Source organism: Sporosarcina sp. ACRSL (assembly GCF_022346605.1).
In the GTDB taxonomy this organism is placed as follows: domain Bacteria; phylum Bacillota; class Bacilli; order Bacillales_A; family Planococcaceae; genus Sporosarcina.
In genome coordinates this window covers 158,943-179,099 of sequence record NZ_JAKRNT010000007.1, presented here as the reverse complement: position 1 = coordinate 179,099, position 20,157 = coordinate 158,943, and the positions used below count along the sequence as shown (strand labels likewise).

The following is a 20,157-nucleotide window of genomic DNA, read 5'->3' as shown; positions in this document are numbered from 1 at the left end:
TCAAATAAATAATACCATTATTGAAAATATTTAGAAACAGGGACATGAATTATTGTAGAATATAACTTAGAGGACAAAAAGGAGGGGATAAATCGTGACCCTTGTTAAACAAATAACGCCATCCAAACTCTTAGTAAACCGTAGTCGAATCGAAGATTATTTAAAGGAAGAGTTTAGTAATTTAGTTTCCGAAACTTCTTGGATGACCGAATCGGAACAATTAATTCAACGTTTTCAGTTACTCAAATGTAAGGAGCTATCCGAAACTGAAATCAAAAACCTCGAATGGGATGTTGATGAAATAGAGAGGATTGTCCATGAAACTTTTCAAAATGTGAGCTGCTATTTGCCCTTTGAGGAAATGCGAATCACAGTAGTCCCTGCTCTACTGTTACCTTTTTTTCGAGATCAGCCACAATCAATGTGGACCAACGCTTTTACGAATGGGCCAGGCAATATAATTATCGCGATACCTCCTCGACCCGATATTGATTTTCTTCAATATTTACTAGCCCATGAATGTCATCATGCAAGTCCAGAAAACCCTATTTATCAATTATCACTAGATACATTTACGTTAGAAGAATGGTACAAAATGGAGGGGACGGCAGAGTATTTTGCCCTTTCATTGTACCCCGATAAGAGATGGTGGAAAGATAACCTTCCGATTGAGATGGAGGTCAGGTATTGGAATGAATGTAAGGATCATCTCAAATCGACAGACGATCATCTAAAAGCATCTTTATGTTTCGGAAACCCTCAAAAAGGAATACCCGTTTTCGCGGGATATTCATTCGCATTACAGGTCGTATCAACTTATGCATCGACTCACCATCTAGAAGATATAAGAGACCTGTTTTCTGTTAGGCCTTCTGTATTATTAGAGTGTTATGCAACCTCTATAAGCAAGTGCACTAGTAATTGATCATGGATTCTTGAGACGAGGTTAGTAAAAAAGTGGAGGTAGCAAAGTGTTAAAAGTTCTAGACGTAGCAAGTAACGAAGTAATACAACAAATATCCGAACTTTATAAAGAGGTTTGGAATAGTGAGGATAACTCCATGAAAGAACGAATTCTAAAACATAGCACATATAAAGGTTTTAAAGGGTTTGTAATCAAGTCCAATGATTATAAAGTGATCGGTTTTGCTTATGGATATACTTCATTACCTGGACAGTTTTATCACAAGTTACTCGCAAAGGAATTTAATTCAGAAGAATATCATAAATGGTTACAAGATTGTTTTGAGTTTGTCGAATTAGCTGTCCATCCGTCATATAGAAAACAAGGGCTTGGTAAGATGCTAATTACAAAACTATTGAAAGGAGTTGACAATAAGACCGCGATATTAACAACTCAGGTGGGTAATCATTCTGCACGTTCACTATATGAGTCCTTACAATGGATGGTCTTGAAAGAACCTTTTTACCCAAATAATTCGAACCTGCCATATGTAATAATGGGTAAGCTTTTATTGTAAGTCCTTCTTTAACGGGTACTTTACTTGAAGTTCTTTAAGTCTCTTTAACGGATTTTTCCTCTTGTTCAACTAAAAATAAAAAAGGTGGAGAGGCAATGGTTGAAAAAATGAAAAGCAGTCCAGTTAAGTGTGAAGTTTCATCAGTAATTTTGTGGAGCAGAGATATTGAGAAATCTATAGATTTATATAGTAAATTACTTGGTTTGCCAATAGAAGAAAAGGATAATTACGGAGCTCTACACATATTCCGTTTACCGAATGGATTAGAGATTATGATTGATTCTAATGGAATGGATAAAATCCCAGTACCTCAATCTGCCCCTCCACTATTCTTTATGCCAGCTGATGATATTGATAAAGCTGCTGAATATGTTCAAGAACTGGGCTTTGAAATTATTTATGGTGGTATTCATAGAAACCACGCAGTATCTTTCTTTAATATGAGGGATGAAGACTTTAACGTTATTACGATTTGTCAGAGTCATAAATAGAGTAATAGAAAAAAAGAAAATGCGAACAATGTACTTAAACTAACGAGTGCTTTACTTCTAGAAGGAGTAAAGCTTTTTTCTTATAGAACTATCGGGGCGGTTGATTTAAATCTGAAACAGTAATCGGTAGTGAAATGTATTTGTGGAGGAGAGTCTTATGATGAAAACGGTATTTTATATACCTGCAATTTTGTTCGCTGTTTTTTATGGATGGTTGGCCATTTCTTTTGGAATTGGTTCCATCTCAATGATTGTATTTGTTTGGATAGCTTTGTTTTTAGTGTGTGGTTTCCTATTAAGTAAAGAAAAGTTTTGGGGAGGCATTTTGGGCATATTACCTGGAATCCATTTGATTTATATGAGTACGACGGATACAGGACAGGTGATCAATATAGAATTCCCTTCGGTGTTATCATTTTGATTTTTTATATACTTTGTAGTGGTTTTGTTTTCTATAAGAAAAGGAAAATGGGAAATTGAATTCGAATTCACATGTGAAAATCCTATATTTCGGTTGAAGGGGAGAAAAGTGCAATTAACAACGTAAATAACAGGTTAATCAGCATATATTTCAACAGTGAAATATATATATATAAAGCAAAAGCGCTTAGAAATCTAAGTGCTTTTTGGCGAAATATACTACTATCCTTATTGAACTATCTATAGCGCACATTAGCTGAAGAAGCTTCACTTCATTTGTTAATTGTCTAGAGAAAAACAGTATTAGGCAATGATTCTCATACTCTTTTATTCATTACAAGCATTAGTTGGTTCATCACCTACTACTTTGGCAATCGAGTTAGAAATCCCCTGTGCCTGCAAACACTTTTTATATTTCGCTTCTTCAGATAATTGATTTTTGTAGTACATACCTCCTATACCTACTATTCCTACTATAATTACGACCGCTACTACTGCTGATAATATCTTCTTCACATCGATATCTCCTTTATATGTAGTAAATAATTCTATAATTAGCATAACAAAGATTTATTTAGTCGTAAATACAGTGATAGTCTAATAAAATATAAGACCTAAGCCGTAGCTGCCTCGCTATTATTAGATATGTTCCATCTTCTAATTCCGCACTATACTATTTTTTAGTAACCCGCCCGTTAGGTGAACAAGAATAAAGAGCCGTCTAAGCAGCTCCGCTCTTTAGTAAAGCACTCGTCATTTTAATTGTAATAATTCACAAAACTAAAGAATAACATACTCAATTTATTCTCTATCTGTTCCATCAGCAGAACGGGAACGTAAATTGATGGACTCTGTTGCTTGTGTAGCGCCATCATTTCCCAAAGCCTGAATAGTAATGTAGTCGAGAAATATCCTATCACCGAATTCCCATGTTATGGACCAACCATCACTTCCATCTATGTCGTAACCAATAAGTGTTCTTTCCGCCCAAGTCCCTGTTCCCGTTTCGGTTACCCAAAAGAGTATGGTTTCAACATTTTCTGCTTCCACAGAAATCGTCATTGTACTAACACCTTCTGGAACAAAATGCCAAACGTGTTCCTTTTCTAAATCTGTATCAACCTTTAGAATTCGAGCTTCGTAATCTCTATTTTCTGTCTGATTGATTGTTGCTTTTATACTTTCTTCTCGTTGATTTTCTTCTTGATTGGTTGAAGCATCTACATTTTCTTCTTGTTGATTCTCGACTTCAATATTACAGGCAGAGAGAAATAGTATACCGAATAAAAAACACACAACGATTGCATTCTTTTGCATATGTATCCTCCATTTAATCACTCAAGATCAGCCATATAGTCTTCACTAACCTCCACTTTAATTGAAGAATATGATTTCATAATCTTTAATTTATTTTAGCATATAAATGGTTCAACAAACGAGGCAGGCTTGTTGAACAAGAATAATCGTAATTGCGTTTAATTACCATTGCAAATTGTTTTCCAAATGCCGATAATCAATATAGAACTCGTCAACGTCCCTGCTATAAGGGAAATAGTAAAGGGGTTAAAGGCATGAAAACAAAGGTCACTGTAACTCTAAATGATTACGAAATGAAAAAGCTCAAACTAGTAGCAGAAATGTACGGAAAGAACGTTTCAGCAATCGCAACATTAGGCGTAAAGCTTTACCTTGATCGATTTCTCGATTTTGTTTTAGAAGAAGTAGAAGAAGAACAAGAACGTTCCTCCATTGTGCATTAACATCTCTTTTCCCTGCGGTTTCATAAAGCTAGGTGAGTATACATAGTTTTCTTGTGCAATTAATAGGTAATAGGTGCTTTTGTCAAACATGATTAATACACGTCAAAAAACGCTCAAATTGAGCGTTTTATTGACGTATATAATTGAATTAGACACCACTGCCCTGACTTACCTTTTAGTTGACCATCTTCTCTTTCGTCTTCCAAAACTCACTTCGCAAATGGGCTTTTTGGATTTTGCCTGAACCTGTCTTCGGCAGTTCGTCTACGAAGCTCACAGACGTCGGGGCTTTGTAGTGGGCGATCCGTTCCCTTGCGAACGCAATGATTTCCTCTTCCGATACCGTTGCACCTTCCCGGACAACGACGACGGCATGCGGGGTCTCTCCCCACTTTTCATGAGGGATGGAAACGACGGCTGCTTCCACTACCGCTGGATGCTCGTAGAGGATATTTTCCACTTCAATGGACGAAATGTTTTCTCCCCCGCTAATGATCACGTCTTTTTTCCGGTCGACAATTTCGATATATCCGTCACTGTCGACGACTCCCATATCTCCGGTATGGAACCAGCCATTCCGGATGACTTCATTTGTCGCCTTTTCATTTTTCCAATAGCCTTCCATGACACCGTTGCTCCGGATGACGAGTTCTCCGATTTCCTTACCGTTCGGCGCCACCTCTTCCCCATTTTCATCGACCACTTTCACGTTCGTTAAGCTCATTTGATAGCCGGCCTTAGATTTCATCCGGTATTGGACTTCTTTTGGCTCATCCAAATGTTGAGCACGGATCAAGGATACGAGAGTCAGAGGGGACGTTTCGGTCATTCCATAAATCTGAATGAACTCCCAGCCGATTTCTTCCTCCACTTTTTCGATAAACGTAATCGGTGGTGCGGAACCCCCTACGACAATCCTTACATTTTCGTTTTGACTAAGATTCGATTTATTCTCATCGTAATATTGGATCAGTGAATTCAGTACTGTCGGAGCCATGTGCATCACCGTCACGCCATGCTTTTCCATCTTCTCGAAAATAATATTCGGACGGGTTTTTCGTAACATGACCTGAGTTGCACCGTTGCTTGTGTAATAAAATATCGAACCCCACCCATTGACGTGAAACATTGGCAACACATGAAGCAGCACGTCTTGATCACTGACTCGTAAATGATGCATCACCTGAAGGGCTTGCAAATAATTGTTCCGGTGCGTTAGCATAACGCCTTTCGGATCCCCCGTCGTACCGCTTGTGTAAAGAAGGCTGGCAATATCTTGTTCGTCCATATCTGCACGGGCAAACGGCGTTGCCGGAAATTGGGCGAGCCACTCTTCGTAGTTCAGATCGTGTTCTTCAAGTTGTACGTTGCTTCCGCCGTGGACAATGATTTGTTCGACATGCAACTGATCTCTGACTGGGCCGATAACATCATACAATTCCCAGTCCACTAATAACACTTTCGTTTCGCTATGGTTTAAAATGAACAAATACTCATTCGGCTTTAACCGAATATTGAGCGGGACGGTAACCGCTCCCAATTGAAACGCTCCGTAGAATCCTTCTAGCATTTCCAACGTATTCGGTGCCAAGATTGCTACCCGGTCCCCTTTTTCGACACCCAGTTCTTTCAGTCCGTGGGACAGCCTGTTGACTCTATCATTCAGTTCGGAATACGTGACAACCTTGTCGTCATCGATCACCGCCGTCTTATTCCCATATAATTTAACGGCTCGGTCTAAAAAGTCGGTCAGTAGTAACGGTACATACATATTAACTCCTCCTATCAAACTCGTTGTAAGGTATCTAATAGTCTCTTCTATCGTTTCGCTACTTTGGGCTTGATCAAAAATCGCCCATACCTATTACGAGGCTCCTTCTTTCGCATGAACCTTCCGCATGAACAAGTTCACGTCTGCCGGCACTTTTCCATCCAGTTTGGATACGATATAAACGGAAAGGAAGCCGATCGGGACAGTAATAATGCCAGGGACTCTAAATTGCAAAGCTTCTGGCAGAACACCTGAGAAGAAGATCATGAACAATGAAGCTAATAGACCCATCACAAGGCCTGCAATCGCTCCTTTTTCAGTGATGCCCCGCCACCAGATGCCGAGTATGAAAATCGGTGCAAATGTGCTTGCCCCGACGGTAAAAGCTAAGGCAACAAGATGACCGATTGAAGCCGTTTTTACGAGTAAGCCAAGGATTCCGTAGAAAACGCCGAGACCAACAATTGCCCATTTCCCTGCACGAACCCGTTGTTTTTCAGTCAGTTCTTTCTTTGAAAACTTTGCGTACAAGTCATGGGCAATTGCTCCCGAGCTCGCAATAAACAATCCGGATAGGTTCGAGAAAATGGCTGCAAATGCACCTGCAATAACGAACCCGAGTAGCCATTGGCCACCAAGCGCCGTTGCAATCGACGGAACGACCATATTATCGCCACCAGTCACCAAGTTCTTCATTACCTCTGCACTTGCATTTCCTTCCAAGAAGATCGCCCGGCCAACAACCCCGAGGTACACCGCAAGCCCAAAGAAAAGACTCGCGATTCCAATCGACATAACTGCAGACTTACGCGCTGCTTTAGCATTTGGATTTGTATAAAAACGCAATAAAATATGAGGCAACCCGATGACTCCGAGTGCAAGCCCGATCACCATGGAAAGGCTATGCCAAAAGTTCGGATTAAACAACCCGACTTGGTACCATTTTTCCCCGCTAAACACAATATCTTTTCCGTCTGCTGTAAAGGCGCCTGTATTAGCAATCGTTCCGCTAAAGTCACTAATAACCGCCAAGATCTTTTGGTAATGAAAACCGCCGTAAATGGCAGCCGCCACCATAACGATAAAAGCGCCTAACCGGATCCATAGCTCCAACGCCTGATTTAAGGTCGTACCTTTCATTCCGCCGACTCCGACGTAGAAAATCATGACAAGACTTGTAAATAAAATACCAATTTCATAGGAAGTCCCGAAAAACATGCTTAAAATGGATGCCGCACCAAGCAGCTGCGGTGCTGCATAGAAACCTGAAATCGCCAACACAACGATAACCGCGATCACCCTCGCTCGCTTGCTGTGAAAACGATAGGCTACAAAATCGGCAACCGTATATGCTCCCAAACGGCGCAATGGGCCAGCAACGAATAGTGCCAAAAGTGTTAACCCGATTGAAAAGCTGAATGTATAAAAGGCTCCATCATAGCCAATGGCAAAGGTGAGACCTGCGAGCCCGAGGAACGTGGCAGCACTCAAGTAGTCTCCGGCAATTGCAGATCCATTCGTAAACCATCCGAATTGACGGCCACCAACGAAAAAGTCGCTTGCACTTTCGTTCCTTTTTGATAGATAAGTTATCCAGACAATGGTTCCTAATAGTAAAATAGTAAAAAGATATTTAGGATCAAGGAGGATTTGCATCACACAACAGTCTCCTTCTCTTTTTCAGTAATAGCTGAAGCAGTGGCTGTCTCAACTTTCTTTTCTTCATTTCCGCTTGAATGCATGATCGTCTCAACTTTCCTTTCCCATCTCTCATAGAGCTTCGTATGCACAAAAGCGATGACAAAAGCCATGACCATGGCAATGATCGTTGTTAAAAACCAACTGGCAGACATACCGCCGACCAATTTGGTAAATGCCCAATCCGGTTTAAACCAGTTCATCACCGGAACCGAAAGAACAAAAAGGAAATAAATAACGGTCAGAGACATTCCAGTTCGAAATTCAGACCTAACTATAAACCTTGTTTCCTTATCGAGCTTTTCCAACTTTTTAATGTCAATCGTTTCACAGGGCTCATCCGTCAAGACAAATTCTTTTTCTTTCACTTCGATTCAACTCCCTTTGTATTTTGGAACTGCATCATCCAGTCAAAACACATGAGGTAGGAAGCTTACTAAGATGCAAGGGACTGGAACTCATTCATCGCCTTTAATGAAAGCGGTTTCAAAATATTCTTTGCGCTACACCTGCCTTCAACGTAATTGAATGAAAGGCAAGTCAAAACTACCTATTTCTTCGGAAATCCTCTGTTCTGCCCCAAAAAATTCGTCTTGTTTTCATCCCTTTCTATGTAAGGTACAGGTGTCTTTCACCATAAGTGAAAGGTGATTCACCTTTTATATGATTGATTATACTGAACTTTTATAAGATTGCAACATGAAATTCCTACGAGTCTATGTGCATTTTTATGGGCAGATAGTTTCATCTTTTTGCAGTAATCGGCTCGACCTCATTAATGTCCAGTATAAAAAAGGAAGCGTTAATAGTTGCTTCCAATTGTGCTATGATAAAATCACACTTCCCTTTTCCTATAAAAAAGAAAGAAGAGGTGATTTATATGACACTAAAACCGGAAAGTGAATTAACGAAAAAAGGGCTACACACGCGAAGAAAATTACTTAAAGCAGCCGAAAAGGTGTTTGGAACGAAGGGCTATTTTGAAGCATCCATTGTCGAAATTACCCAAGAAGCAAAGATTGCGCAAGGGACATTTTATAAATACTTCCCTTCAAAAAAGGCCATTTACGATGAATTAGTGCAGCAAATGAGTCGGGAGCTACGGCTTTTCATTAAACAAGCAATCGAAAACTCGCCTCACGCCGATGTGCACCGGAGAGGGTTCGAAGCATTCTTTGAGTGGATCAAAGAAAACCGAAACTTGTACAGCATCGTGTTGCAAGCTGTTATTGTCGATAATGATTTATATCAATGGTATTACGACAAATTAGCAAAGGGTTATATAAAAGCGTTACAAGCAGCCGATCAAACAGGTGAATTCAAGTCACTCAATCACGAAGCGTTGGCGTATAGTTTACTAGGCGTCGGTCAGTTTCTCGGAATGAGATGGATTTATTGGGAAGGCGAAGAGGTCCCTCAGGAAGCGTTGGATGTAGCAATGGAGATGGTGTTACACGGGATCTTAAAGTAGAATATTACAATGTATTGAAAGGTACCAGGCACCGGTGCAATTTAGAATTTTCCGGGTGCCTAGGTACCTATTTATTTCAAACTTTCCAAGTCACTCAATAACAGCTTTTTACTTTCTTCATCAGTCATTTTCTCTACATATACATAGGCAGTATCTTTATATTTTTGACTTTCGTCGAATTGCTGTAAAACGATGCAAGCTCTTGCCGCAGCCTCATATCCGTATCCAATATAAAACGGAGCAAGACCTGCCTCTAAACTCATCGATATACAGCGTTTGGCATAATGCAAGGCATTTTCCCCTTGACCTACCACTGCATAGACACGCGCAAGTTGCCAATATCCGATAGAGAGATTTTTCTCCGTACATTCCTCTGCTTGTGTCCAATGCCAAAAAGAACTATGACAAAGGTGAATCATCTGTTCTTGTTCCTCGAGTGAAATATTTTCTTTCTCGAGAAGATCCCACACTTGATTAAAATAAGTTGCGGCTAGTTGTTTATGGGAAAAGACGGGTGCTTCGGTTTTCATAATATCTGCTACCTCACTTTCGTTGATTACAATAGTCGGCTGAACAATCATTTTATCATAGTGAGATTAGTATGAACATTTCCCCTGCTGTATTTGGAGCCCCCCCTCCCCGGGTTGTAGTATTGACCTCGCTTGGAAATACAGTGGAGTATCAAAGAGATACGATTCTTTCGTTATAATTTAGGAAATGTACCACTACACAATTACATATATGTGTACATATATTGATTTTATAGCAAAGGAGGTAATTGAAATTCTAAAGAAAATACTGTTTCATAGTGCATTCATTATCGGTTTATTACCGTTATACGCTATTACCTTGATGTTAAATCTCGGCACGATGTTTTACCAAAGCCAATTGGAAAAGAATGTTAGCTCGATAGGATCTTTCCTTGTTCCATTTTTATATGTAACATTATGGGTCCTACTTGGCATGAAGGTTCATAATAAAAGTTCTAAAATAGCAGCGATACCTCTTGGACGGCGAAAAAAATAAAAATGTATGTGTATACGAGTACATTTATATGGACTTCTATGTACTCAAATTTATGAAGTCTTTCGTCATGGGTAGCGGGAGGAAAAGAAAAAGGACGCTTTAGATAGCATCCCTTACATTTTTAAGCCATTCGATTTAATATCCATTCCTGTACTTCACTTACCCTGTCGATCGGTACGTCGGCCTCAACCAGTACAACACCTTTGCCAGCAATCCTCATGCTAATAGAAATTTCCAGCTTCATGGGGTTGCGTGACCACACCACATATAAGTCTTTTTCGACAAATACAACGGCTTTTTACGTTTTTCATAATTGTAAACTGCAGAATGTGTCGTCTATTTCCCGGGGAATTTGTCTTCTGTCGATTGACCGTCCAACCAATATACAAATTCAGCATATTTATAGCGCAATCAGTCACGCAGACGATAATCCGCTTCAATCCGTTCCTTCCAATTTCCCTCTATTTTATTATGCTCTCGCAAGGAACTGATTGTTTCACTGATCACTTCATAGTTCAACTGCGTTCCATCACTGTCTGCATGAAAATTTGTAGCTCGATCCTCTTCAATTCCGAACAGATTTGCAGTTGCAATAGCGTCAATATTCGCACCGAGAAATAAAAATTCCCATCCATACTTACTCTTCTGATGCTCAATCATGTTGCGTACTTTTTCATAATTGAATTCCTTACTGGCATTTTCCATGCCATCCGTCGTAATGACGACCATTACATTTTCCGCACGTTCCTCTTCTGCAATTTGTTTGTGTGAGTTGCTTATTTTTAATATCGTTTTCCCCACTGCATCTAGAAGCGCTGTCGTCCCTCTTACAAAATACTCATGATCCGTCATCGGTATAACGCTACGAAGGTCAACACCATCATGCAGCAATTCATAGCTGTCATCAAACAGGACGGTCGTGATCATGGCTTCTCCCGGTCCTTTTTTCTGCTTCTCCAGCATGGCATTATACCCTCCGATCGTGTCCGTTTCCAGACCACTCATAGAGCCACTTCTATCGAGAATAAATACCAGTTCCGTTAACCCTTTTTTCATTTTGTTATCCTCCCAACTATTATTATAGGTTTAGGATAGCATTCAAAAAGGGGCATCAGGTCGCCTGCCAAGCGACAAATCTTCATACAAGCACGTTTTGGTCAAAAGCGAACAACGCTTCATTGATTTCAAAGAGATTATAATTTCCTTCCCGGATGAAATACTCGATAATCAGGTCGAACTTGCTGCTCGGCGATAGGGCGAATCCCGCCTTCAGCAACAGATCCTTCGTTTCATCTAAATTTAGTTGCAGAGCGATCGCAAACGCAATGGCCGTCGATTTACTCGGTCGATAGTGGACATCATTCCGGATTTTTGAAAAATGCTTCCGATCCACATTCGCTCGTTTATAAGCCTCTGAATCGGTCATCCCTCTTTCATCAATCAAACGGAGTAATCTTTCCGAGAATGTTTCATCCAATTGCCTCAAAACATCCTCCAAGCTTCGGCTTTCCTCACGAATCGATTGTTCCGCTGAAAAAAGTTCACTTTCAAGTTGATGAACGACAAATTCATCGACATAGTTCGCATCGATAAATTTAGAAATGGATAACATCATTTCCTCTGACAACGCCATATAAAAGCACTCCCCTTCGTACACAAGATAAAAAGCCACCTAATACGAATTTTTCAAATCGTACAGATGGCGTATCCCATTCTTATTTTTTTCCTCTATAAGCCTTCGGGTTTACGGACGACGAGTACATCACATTTTGCGGAGCGTACAATGTTTCCAGAGACGCTGCCCATAACGAAGCGTTCAACTGCATTGAGACCCGTCGCACCACAGATGATGAGATCTGCACCCAGTTTTTTCGGGAGGTCTGTTGCAATCATTTTTTTAGGTGAGCCATAATCCACAACTACATTAACGTTTGACACACCAGCTTGTACAGCTTCCGCTTTGTAGTTGTTCAGCAAGTCTTCTGCGGATTTATTGGCACTTTCAGCGATCGAACGGTCATATGCCTCAGCAGAAGAATACGATCGTGTATCGACGATGTTGACCAAATTCAGAGTAGCCTCATTTCGGTCAGCAATCGCCACCGCCTTTTGAAAAGCCCATTCCGACTCTTCTGATCCATCGATTGCAACGATTATTTGTTTATATGCTAATGTCATAGATCTTCACTCCATTCTTTTCGTATGTACTACTTCGACAGTAAAGGAGCATTTCCTTCCCCAACAGTCCTCATATTTTGACAAATTTATTACAACCCCTGAAGAAGAATTAGGGCAATCCGAATTCACCGCGGACAGTTCGATTCATATCGATCACCTTTGTCATTTGAACATATAACTCACCAATCTGCTTGTCATTGTCAACTTTCTCTAATACTTGGCGGTGGTGTTCCTTATTATGATAACGGTTAATTTCTAACATAAGAATCTCGTTTTCATGTAGTTCAACTGCCGATACCATTCCTGCACAACCGTATTCCGGTTGAATAGATACAGCCATAAATGTGTCGCTCTCAATCGCACCATACTCTTTATAAATACGTTCAGCTTCTCGATTAATCTCTATAAATTTTTCTTGATTTTCTTCCAGTACGGGATAAAGATAAATCTCTAAATACATACACATTCCCCTTTTAGATAGAGTGTGTTACGAAAAATCCAAATCACTCAATAGCAGCTTTTTGCTTTCTTCATCAGTCATTTTCTCTACATATTCATAGGCTAAGTCTTTATATCTCCGGCTCTCATCGTTTTGCCCCAATACGAAGTAAGCTCTCGCCGCAGCCTCATAACCGTAGCCAATATAAAACGGAGCAAGACTCGCCTCTTCGCTCACAACTATACAGCGTTTCGCATAATTTAACGCATTTTCTCCTTGCCCTGCTACTGCATAGACACGTGCAAGTTGCCAATAGCCAATAGATAGATTCGTTTCCGTACATTCTTCTGCCTGTGTCCAATGCCAGAAAGAACTATGACAAAGGTGAATCATCTGTTCTTGTTCCTCTGGTGTACGCACTTCCTTCTCAAGTAGATCCCACACTTGATTGAAGCAAGTTGCGGCTAGTTGTTTATGGGAAAAGGTTAGTGTTTCGGTTTCTTTCATTTCTATTACCTCACTTTAGTTAATCTCATTTTGAAAGCTAATCAATTCTATAGATTCAACAAAAAGGACATCAAACCCTCTAATGCCCTTTAAGTTCAATATGTTATTCCTACCTCTTACAATACTAACATAGCAGCTTCTATTAATTCCCCGATATTCATAACAGATGGACCTAAAGTTTTAATCACTAAGGATGCACCTACTCCAGGCACCTTTCCCTTTTTTCGCAAAATAAAAGCACTGATCTACTATAGATCAGCGCTTTTATTTTAAACAATCAAATCCGCAATAATAATCATAATGAGTGATGCAGCCCATGCCAATGTCGTTGGTACCGACCAGACAAGGATTTGTTCCTTCGGATCTTTAATCCCGAGTGAACGGTTGACGACCCAAAACAGTGTATCACTATAGTAAGAGAATACCATTGCACCGAGTGCAGCCGCTTGTGCAGCGAGTGTCATATTCACATCTGGCAAGTTCATCAAGATCGGCGCAGAAATGGATGCCGCGGTAATCATGGCAACCGTTCCACTACCTTGGATCAGACGGACAAGGGAAGCGATGATGAATGGAATCAATACGGCTGGAAGTGGTAATCCCGCTACAAGTTCTGCGATATAGTTACCGGCACCACTTTCACGAAGCACATAACCGAACGCTCCACCCGCACCTGTAATTAGCAAAATAACACCGGCACTGTTCATTCCTTCTTCCATACGACCGAGCGTCTCTTCACGGTTCAAGCGACCCGCCAGCGCATAGATTGCAGCAATTACCGCAAGTCCTACCGCGATGACCGGCTGCCCGAGGAAGATGATATAATCGTACAACCCACCTGTCACTTCCAATGCGGAAAGCGTTGTATTCAAAAAGATCAAGACGATCGGTAATGCAATTGGCAAAATGGAACGGAATAAAGAAGGAAGCTCTTTATCTCTTTCCCGTGAAAGTTTCTCAAAATCTGCGAATGTGAAATCTTTGTCAGGACGGAAGAAGTCTGTTCCATCTTCTGTCGGAATTTGGTGAATTCTCTTTCCAAGCCATTTACCATAAAACACACCAATGATCATGATTGGAACCGCAAAAATCAATCCATAAATAATCATTTGTCCAACATCGACATTGAAAATCCCTGCAACACCAAGCGGACCTGGAGTCGGCGGAACCGCATGGTGCGTTGCAGCAGCCCCAATCGCCAACGGAATCCCAAGAGCGACAACCGACTTCCCTGTTTTTCTAGCAACCGATTTAATGAGCGGTGTTAAGATAATGAACGTTGAGTCAACGAAGATAGGAATCGCAACGATATATCCGGCAAGCGCCATTGCCCATTCCTCTTTTTTCTTACCGACCGCGCGAATTAGTGCATAAGCCAACCGTTCGGCAGCTCCAGACACTTCCAATAGACGACCCATCATGACACCAAAACCAATAATAATCCCAATCGAACCTAATGTACTACCGAAACCACTAATGATGGCGTCTGATACACTTTTAGGTGCCATTCCGCCGATAAGTCCCACAACAGCAGCTGCTATGATCAAAGCTAAAAATACATGAATTTTCGTTTTTACAACAAGGAATACTAGTAAAATGACTCCAATAATGAGTCCTAGAATAATTTGCGTCTCATGTGACATCCCTTGTAACCCCTTTCAATTTGGACGATGAAAGAAGGGAGAGGCATTCTCTCCCCAATCTCGTCAGTTGGACTTAGAGTGAATCTCTAGTGAATTTTGGCGCATACTCAGCTGCAAGCTTAATACACTCATACATGCTCACTTCTGATGCGATATTTTTCCATGCAATGTCAAATGCTGTACCATGGTCAACCGATGTACGAAGGAATGGAAGTCCATTCGTAATGGAGATTGTACGGTGGAAATCCGTCATTTTCGCTGCAATATGTCCTTGGTCATGATAGAGAGAAAGGACAGCGTCGTATTTTCCATTCAATGCTTGGAAGAATACAGAGTCTGCTGGAACCGGGCCGTATGCATCGATGCCGTCCGCTTTTGCCGCTTCAATCCCTGGCTTGATTTGCTCTACTTCTTCATTTCCGAATAGGCCACCCTCACCTGAATGCGGGTTCAAACCTGCAACAGCGAATTTCCGATTCTCGACTCCGAGACGTTGTAGTGCTTTATCACAGCGGATCAAGTAATCGTGTACACGTTCTTTCGTCATTTGGCTAATTGCTTCTGCAAGTGATACATGGCGAGTTAAGAAGAAAATACGCATACCCTTTACTTGGAACATCGTTAGTGGATCTGGCGTTTCGCCTAGATCTTCAAGCATTTCTGTATGTCCGATATAAGGGACATTTCCAGCTTTCAACGATTCTTTGTTAATCGGTGTTGTCGCAAGTGCTTTCACTTCATCTGCCATCGCTAATTCGACAGAACGTTTAATGTATTCAAATGACGCTTTACCATTTGTGCCTGAAACTTGTCCAGGTTCGAAAGTTGCCATATCGATATTTGCTAAATCCAACATGTCGATCGTACCGAATTCGTAAGTACCTTCTGCTGGTGCATTGATGACATTGACGTTCAAATTCACGCCAGTTACTTCGATCGCTTTCCGAATAATATTGGCATCACCGACAACAAGCGGTTTACATAGGTCGTAAAGTTCTTGTTTCGCCAACGATTTCACTGTAATTTCCGGGCCGATTCCTGCAGCGTCACCCATTGGGATTGCAATAATTTCTCGAACTGTTGTCATGTTCAAACACTTCCTTCATGATTATTTGACTTTAAATAATTGACACATGTGTAAATCGATTGCTTGTCGCCAACCGTTCCACCTTTTGTCACAACTGGAATTCCATCGAATGTGCCACCGATGAATTTTCCATATGCCGCGCGCGGCATCACTTCATCCTGCAAATGGATCGCTTCCGCTTGACTGACTGCGCATAATGCGGCTGTCACGTCCCCACCACTCGAGTATGTACCATTGATCTTTTTCTCACTTTGTTGGACGACATTATGAGTGATATTCGCGAGACCGACCGTAATTCGCTTCGCCAGTTCTTCCCTTGTCGTTCCTTCTTCTTTTGCAATATCCGCTAAAGGAAGGACTTTCGCTGTCGGTGAATGCGTCGTAATGATGAGCAACTCTTCCGTTTCCAATTTACGGAGCGCTTCTTCAGTCGCTCGCTTCACTTCATGATCCCATGAGTCCGTCATCGAAGCTAACGCTTGCACATTCACGTAAATCGGTTTTGCATTTGTTTTATCAACCAAATAATGAATTTGGCGCCCAGTGATCGGGGTTACACTCCCAATCGTGAGAATCCATTTGCTTTCCTTGACGTCTTGGCTGGCGATCAAACGGCCATACGCCGCAGAAAGTGGCCCCGGATCAACCGGAACAAATGACTTTCCTCCGATCAATGCCATTGCTTCTGCAATATGTTCGATTTCTTCGTTTGTGACGGCATCGACGACAATAATTCGATTGCCTTCATCAATACACCGTTCCATCGCGGGCTTAATACAGGCTGTCCCTTTTAGGACGACGCCCAATCCAATATGACCGACCGAATACTTGCTTTGTTCCGCCACAATGTCCGGCACATATGAATTCGTAATCGGATTCATCGGATCTTTTGCCACATCCGTCTCTTGGACAGGCACGCCATCCACTAACAAATATCCACCGGAAGTGACACGTCCGGAATCAGGATAAGATGCGACAACGATTGCAATACTGTCAGGACCGATCGCCTCTAAGATGGCGTCTGTTTCCGAACCCAAATTCCCACGAACCGTACTGTCAATCCGTTTCGCAACGACGTCTACGCCCCATCCCTTTAATTGCTGATAGGCATCTGACACCCGAGCTTTCGCTATTTCCGGCTCGACATATCGACTATCCGTATCAACACTAATCGACGTAAACTGATCCGAATCCGGGACTTTCCCGCCGAAAACAACGGTAGCGCTTACAAACCCAACCTTTGAGAGTAGTACACCTGTTGCATTAGCTCCTGTAATATCGTCTGCTATGATTCCTATCTTCATAATGACACCTACTTCGCTATGATGAGTTCCGTATATTGCGCATATTCATCCACTACTTTTATTGAAATCTGTTGATCTGTAATTATTTTGGTAAGACTCGTTAACTCGCACACTTTCGAAAACGCTTTTCGATTGAATTTGGATGAATCGGCAACTAGAAACGTTTTTTCAGCTGCTTGAATCATGGCTTTCTTCACCGCAGCTTTTTCCAACGACGGCGTTGTCACACCGAGTGTCGGATGTACAGCATGCGCACCAAGAAAGAATAGATCGGCATGCATCTCACTGAGTGTTAGTTCTGTCAATGAGCCATACAATGCACCCACGTCATTTTGCAGGCGCCCTCCAACAACAATGATGTCAAGCTTACTATTCATAAGCTCTACAGCAATTTTAATGTCGGTAGTAATGACCGTTAGATTCTCCCGATGCTTCAAGATTTTTGCGATTTCTAGTGTTGTCGTACCGGAATCGAGCAGAATCGTCATATTCTCTTTAATCAATGAACTGGCTTCCATGGCGATGAGTCTTTTCTGTTCCACCGCTTGTCCCGCCTTCGACTCATACGTTTCCTCAAAGATAAGCCCTTGAGGCAACACGGCTCCCCCGTGTGTCCGTATCAGTTTTCGTTCTTTCTCCAATGCATCCAAATCTCGACGGATTGTCATCGGCGTCACAGACAACTCGTTTGACAACTCAACAATGTCAATCTTCCCGTACATTTCTAAAAGTTGTAGAATATGTTTTTTCCGTTCCCGAGGCAACATTAGAAACAACCACCTTATAACTTTTTATTAGTATGTCATAATGTTCGTTTCAAACATTATTATGTTACTTTAAAACATAATAGTCAATAGTAGTTTTTTGTAAATTGTCAAACCTGTCCGATTTTGATAAATCTCCATAATAAAAAGCATGATCCTTACAGCGAGATCATGCTTCTAGAAATGCTTATTTAGTGTGAAGTACGAGACCTCGTACAATTAATAAGGATCTCCTCTAAATCTAAAGGGTTCGGTTGATGAGGAGAAAGGTGTAAGTAACAACGCAAATAACAGGTTAATCAGCATATATTTCGGCAGTGAAAAAGCTAAATAAAAACAAGTAAAAACACTCGAATTGAGCGTTTTTTGTCGAAATATTATAGTATCCTTATTGAACTAAAGTACCCGTTAGCGCACAATAAGAAATTCATTTATTGTTTGTACTTCTTTTCACCTAGTTCAATAAAATTGACTAAAACAATAACCTATATGGACCGAGAGATGTGAAGGCGCTTCTTTACTACCGATACGCATTCGGTTGATTAGAGGTGGCAGTGGATTACGCAGTCCAGCTTCCCTCAGCGCCACCGATCTGCGTGCTTCTTCACATAGTGAGAAAATACATAGCGCCAAGGAATGACGAATGGAAAAATCACGACTATTAAGCAGGCTGAAGCCGTCGCCCAGGTTGATTCATCCATTTGACCGGCTGACCACAGTGGGACTGCAACGACTAGCAGCCAGATTGACTTCCACAGCAGTTCCCACAGAAGCAAAGGTAGCATCTGCAGCGGATACCGTAGCCCCAGGATTGAAAGAGCCGAAAAGGCGGTCAACATACAGGCAACTACTCCTTCCATTAGCTCCCAGGACCTCTCCTGATGGATAATCTCCTGGATGACTTCCGGCCATTGCACGATACCGAGCCCTACGACGATAAGAAGGTACAGTGCTCTCAGCAAATAAAGTCGAAACAACGAGACCTCGCTCATTTTTGCAGTTCTTTTTTTAGAACTCATATTTATCTCCTTCGTTTTAAATTTAAATCCCAGTTGTTTTTGTAGTTATATCATTGCTTACAGGACAATGGGATACTATTAAATTGGTTTTCCATCTTGATCTGTTGCGGGATTTATGGGTGTATGGATAGCTATTGGGGAGATGAAAAAGGAAGGAAAAATTGATTAATCGTCCCCACCGATATAAACATTACCTTGCTAAACGGAGCGGATGGAAGACGTATGTCTAATTACTATCAAAACCAATTAATACAAACAATGAAAGAAATAACCCTGATTTAGTGCCCTTTTTCACTTTCTCCTCCCTCTCACTTTATATATATGCTTTCTAGCGTTATTCGAACTTCTTAAATTTACGAATAATAGTAAAAACTTTTAATACCTGTTATTGAACTAACCTGTACTCTAGTTAAAGTGAAACTTTTTAAACATTGTATCGTCGAAGTCTTCTTGATGTTTTGGACATAAAAACAGACCATCAAAATGATGGTCATGTTTAACTATAGCACCTGTTAGTTTAAGTGTAATTTTTCACAAGCCTTGCGTTAGATAGCTTATTTCTTAGGATTAAAGCTATTTCCTATTTTCTCAAATTCTTCGCTATCAATCATTGGGGGTTCATCATCTTTCTCTTTTAATATCAAACCGGCAAGTCCAGCAATCAGTGCAAATATGAGGGAACCTTGCCAAGTAATTGAGACATTCACCATGAAGGTATCGAGTAATTCAATTAAAGCAAAAGTAAGACCCGCATTCAAAATAAATGATAACCAGCCCTTACTTGATTGAATAATACCGATAGACTTAAAAGCTTTTGGTATCGCATTTGTAATGAGGGTGAGGGGTATTTCGAGGAATACATACATAACAAAGAAAAATAGTAAAGCACCAATTGAATTATATTGAAATCCGAGTAATCTTAAAAATATGTATTCAAAAAAAGTAATGCCCAGTAAAATTATCGATACGATAGATGTGCAAATTACTACTGTTTTAATTTTATTCATATTAAACGCACCTCCTTACTAAACTGTCCCGTTAGAAAAAGAGCAGTCTAGATAGCTCAACGATCTTCAACTAAAGCACCTGTTAGTTGAA

Annotated in this window: 23 protein-coding genes; 6 read left to right on the top strand and 17 right to left on the bottom strand. The window is 40.9% G+C overall.

What is annotated here, in order from left to right:
- Positions 1–94 precede the first annotated feature (94 nt).
- The 4 genes from MHZ92_RS12035 to MHZ92_RS12020 all read left to right on the top strand — a co-directional run bounded on the left by MHZ92_RS12035 (position 95) and on the right by MHZ92_RS12020 (position 2,393).
- Positions 95–925: a DUF2268 domain-containing putative Zn-dependent protease gene (locus MHZ92_RS12035; protein WP_239431942.1), complete on the top strand. Its 831-nt coding sequence runs from the start codon at positions 95–97 to the stop codon at positions 923–925.
- A 46-nt stretch (positions 926–971) separates the two neighbouring features.
- Complete coding sequence (locus tag MHZ92_RS12030) at positions 972–1,481, top strand: GNAT family N-acetyltransferase (RefSeq protein ID WP_239431941.1); 510 nt, start codon at positions 972–974, stop codon at positions 1,479–1,481.
- Between the two features lie 95 nt (positions 1,482–1,576).
- Positions 1,577–1,972 (top strand): VOC family protein, encoded by a 396-nt coding sequence (locus MHZ92_RS12025; protein WP_239431940.1) that lies wholly within the window; start codon positions 1,577–1,579, stop codon positions 1,970–1,972.
- Positions 1,973–2,132: 160 nt separating this feature from the next.
- Entirely contained in the window at positions 2,133–2,393 is a 261-nt protein-coding gene (locus MHZ92_RS12020; RefSeq protein WP_239431939.1) for a hypothetical protein, read from the top strand.
- 326 nt (positions 2,394–2,719) lie between these two features.
- Here the strand turns inward: MHZ92_RS12020 and MHZ92_RS12015 are convergent, their stop codons facing one another.
- Together MHZ92_RS12015 and MHZ92_RS12010 are read right to left on the bottom strand one after the other, a co-directional pair.
- The gene (locus MHZ92_RS12015; protein WP_239431938.1) at positions 2,720–2,908 is read right to left on the bottom strand and encodes a hypothetical protein; all 189 of its coding nucleotides are present in this window, start codon (positions 2,906–2,908) and stop codon (positions 2,720–2,722) included.
- A 285-nt stretch (positions 2,909–3,193) separates the two neighbouring features.
- Entirely contained in the window at positions 3,194–3,709 is a 516-nt protein-coding gene (locus tag MHZ92_RS12010; protein WP_239431937.1) for a hypothetical protein, read from the bottom strand.
- Between the two features lie 254 nt (positions 3,710–3,963).
- On the opposite strand from MHZ92_RS12010, the gene MHZ92_RS12005 reads away from it, so the two are divergent.
- Entirely contained in the window at positions 3,964–4,152 is a 189-nt protein-coding gene (locus MHZ92_RS12005; protein ID WP_239431936.1) for a hypothetical protein, read from the top strand.
- Between the two features lie 175 nt (positions 4,153–4,327).
- Here the strand turns inward: MHZ92_RS12005 and MHZ92_RS12000 are convergent, their stop codons facing one another.
- The 3 genes from MHZ92_RS12000 to MHZ92_RS11990 form a co-directional block, all read right to left on the bottom strand.
- Positions 4,328–5,923: a long-chain-fatty-acid--CoA ligase gene (locus tag MHZ92_RS12000; protein ID WP_239431935.1), complete on the bottom strand. Its 1,596-nt coding sequence runs from the start codon at positions 5,921–5,923 to the stop codon at positions 4,328–4,330.
- Between the two features lie 93 nt (positions 5,924–6,016).
- Entirely contained in the window at positions 6,017–7,579 is a 1,563-nt protein-coding gene (locus MHZ92_RS11995) for a sodium/solute symporter (RefSeq protein ID WP_239432030.1), read from the bottom strand.
- A complete protein-coding gene (locus MHZ92_RS11990; protein ID WP_239431934.1) occupies positions 7,579–7,989 on the bottom strand; it encodes a DUF485 domain-containing protein in 411 nt (136 codons plus the stop codon). Before MHZ92_RS11990 ends, MHZ92_RS11995 begins: the two co-directional genes overlap by 1 nt.
- Positions 7,990–8,501: 512 nt before the next feature.
- Between MHZ92_RS11990 and MHZ92_RS11985 the strand changes: the two genes are divergently transcribed.
- Entirely contained in the window at positions 8,502–9,092 is a 591-nt protein-coding gene (locus tag MHZ92_RS11985; RefSeq protein ID WP_239431933.1) for a TetR/AcrR family transcriptional regulator, read from the top strand.
- A 71-nt stretch (positions 9,093–9,163) separates the two neighbouring features.
- On the opposite strand, the gene MHZ92_RS11980 is transcribed toward MHZ92_RS11985, so the two are convergent.
- The 12 genes from MHZ92_RS11980 to MHZ92_RS11925 all read right to left on the bottom strand — a co-directional run bounded on the left by MHZ92_RS11980 (position 9,164) and on the right by MHZ92_RS11925 (position 20,066).
- Entirely contained in the window at positions 9,164–9,673 is a 510-nt protein-coding gene (locus MHZ92_RS11980; protein WP_239431932.1) for a hypothetical protein, read from the bottom strand.
- 856 nt (positions 9,674–10,529) lie between these two features.
- A complete protein-coding gene (locus tag MHZ92_RS11975; RefSeq protein ID WP_239431931.1) occupies positions 10,530–11,174 on the bottom strand; it encodes a vWA domain-containing protein in 645 nt (214 codons plus the stop codon).
- A gap of 82 nt (positions 11,175–11,256) precedes the next feature.
- Complete coding sequence (locus MHZ92_RS11970; RefSeq protein WP_239431930.1) at positions 11,257–11,751, bottom strand: helix-turn-helix domain-containing protein; 495 nt, start codon at positions 11,749–11,751, stop codon at positions 11,257–11,259.
- Between the two features lie 95 nt (positions 11,752–11,846).
- Complete coding sequence (locus tag MHZ92_RS11965) at positions 11,847–12,296, bottom strand: universal stress protein (protein WP_239431929.1); 450 nt, start codon at positions 12,294–12,296, stop codon at positions 11,847–11,849.
- 109 nt (positions 12,297–12,405) lie between these two features.
- Positions 12,406–12,762: a DUF1428 family protein gene (locus MHZ92_RS11960; RefSeq protein ID WP_239431928.1), complete on the bottom strand. Its 357-nt coding sequence runs from the start codon at positions 12,760–12,762 to the stop codon at positions 12,406–12,408.
- A 21-nt stretch (positions 12,763–12,783) separates the two neighbouring features.
- Positions 12,784–13,242, bottom strand: a complete 459-nt coding sequence (locus MHZ92_RS11955) for a hypothetical protein (protein WP_239431927.1) — start codon at positions 13,240–13,242, stop codon at positions 12,784–12,786.
- A gap of 269 nt (positions 13,243–13,511) precedes the next feature.
- On the bottom strand, positions 13,512–14,885 hold the full coding sequence (locus MHZ92_RS11950; protein ID WP_239431926.1) for a GntP family permease: 1,374 nt from the start codon (positions 14,883–14,885) through the stop codon (positions 13,512–13,514).
- Positions 14,886–14,958: 73 nt separating this feature from the next.
- Entirely contained in the window at positions 14,959–15,972 is a 1,014-nt protein-coding gene (gene pdxA, locus MHZ92_RS11945; RefSeq protein WP_239431925.1) for a 4-hydroxythreonine-4-phosphate dehydrogenase PdxA, read from the bottom strand.
- A gap of 2 nt (positions 15,973–15,974) precedes the next feature.
- Complete coding sequence (locus tag MHZ92_RS11940; protein WP_239431924.1) at positions 15,975–17,276, bottom strand: four-carbon acid sugar kinase family protein; 1,302 nt, start codon at positions 17,274–17,276, stop codon at positions 15,975–15,977.
- An 8-nt stretch (positions 17,277–17,284) separates the two neighbouring features.
- A complete protein-coding gene (locus tag MHZ92_RS11935) occupies positions 17,285–18,043 on the bottom strand; it encodes a DeoR/GlpR family DNA-binding transcription regulator (RefSeq protein ID WP_239431923.1) in 759 nt (252 codons plus the stop codon).
- Between the two features lie 575 nt (positions 18,044–18,618).
- Positions 18,619–19,059, bottom strand: a complete 441-nt coding sequence (locus tag MHZ92_RS11930) for a hypothetical protein (RefSeq protein ID WP_239431922.1) — start codon at positions 19,057–19,059, stop codon at positions 18,619–18,621.
- Positions 19,060–19,613: 554 nt separating this feature from the next.
- Positions 19,614–20,066: a YrvL family regulatory protein gene (locus MHZ92_RS11925; RefSeq protein WP_239431921.1), complete on the bottom strand. Its 453-nt coding sequence runs from the start codon at positions 20,064–20,066 to the stop codon at positions 19,614–19,616.
- Positions 20,067–20,157 lie beyond the last annotated feature (91 nt).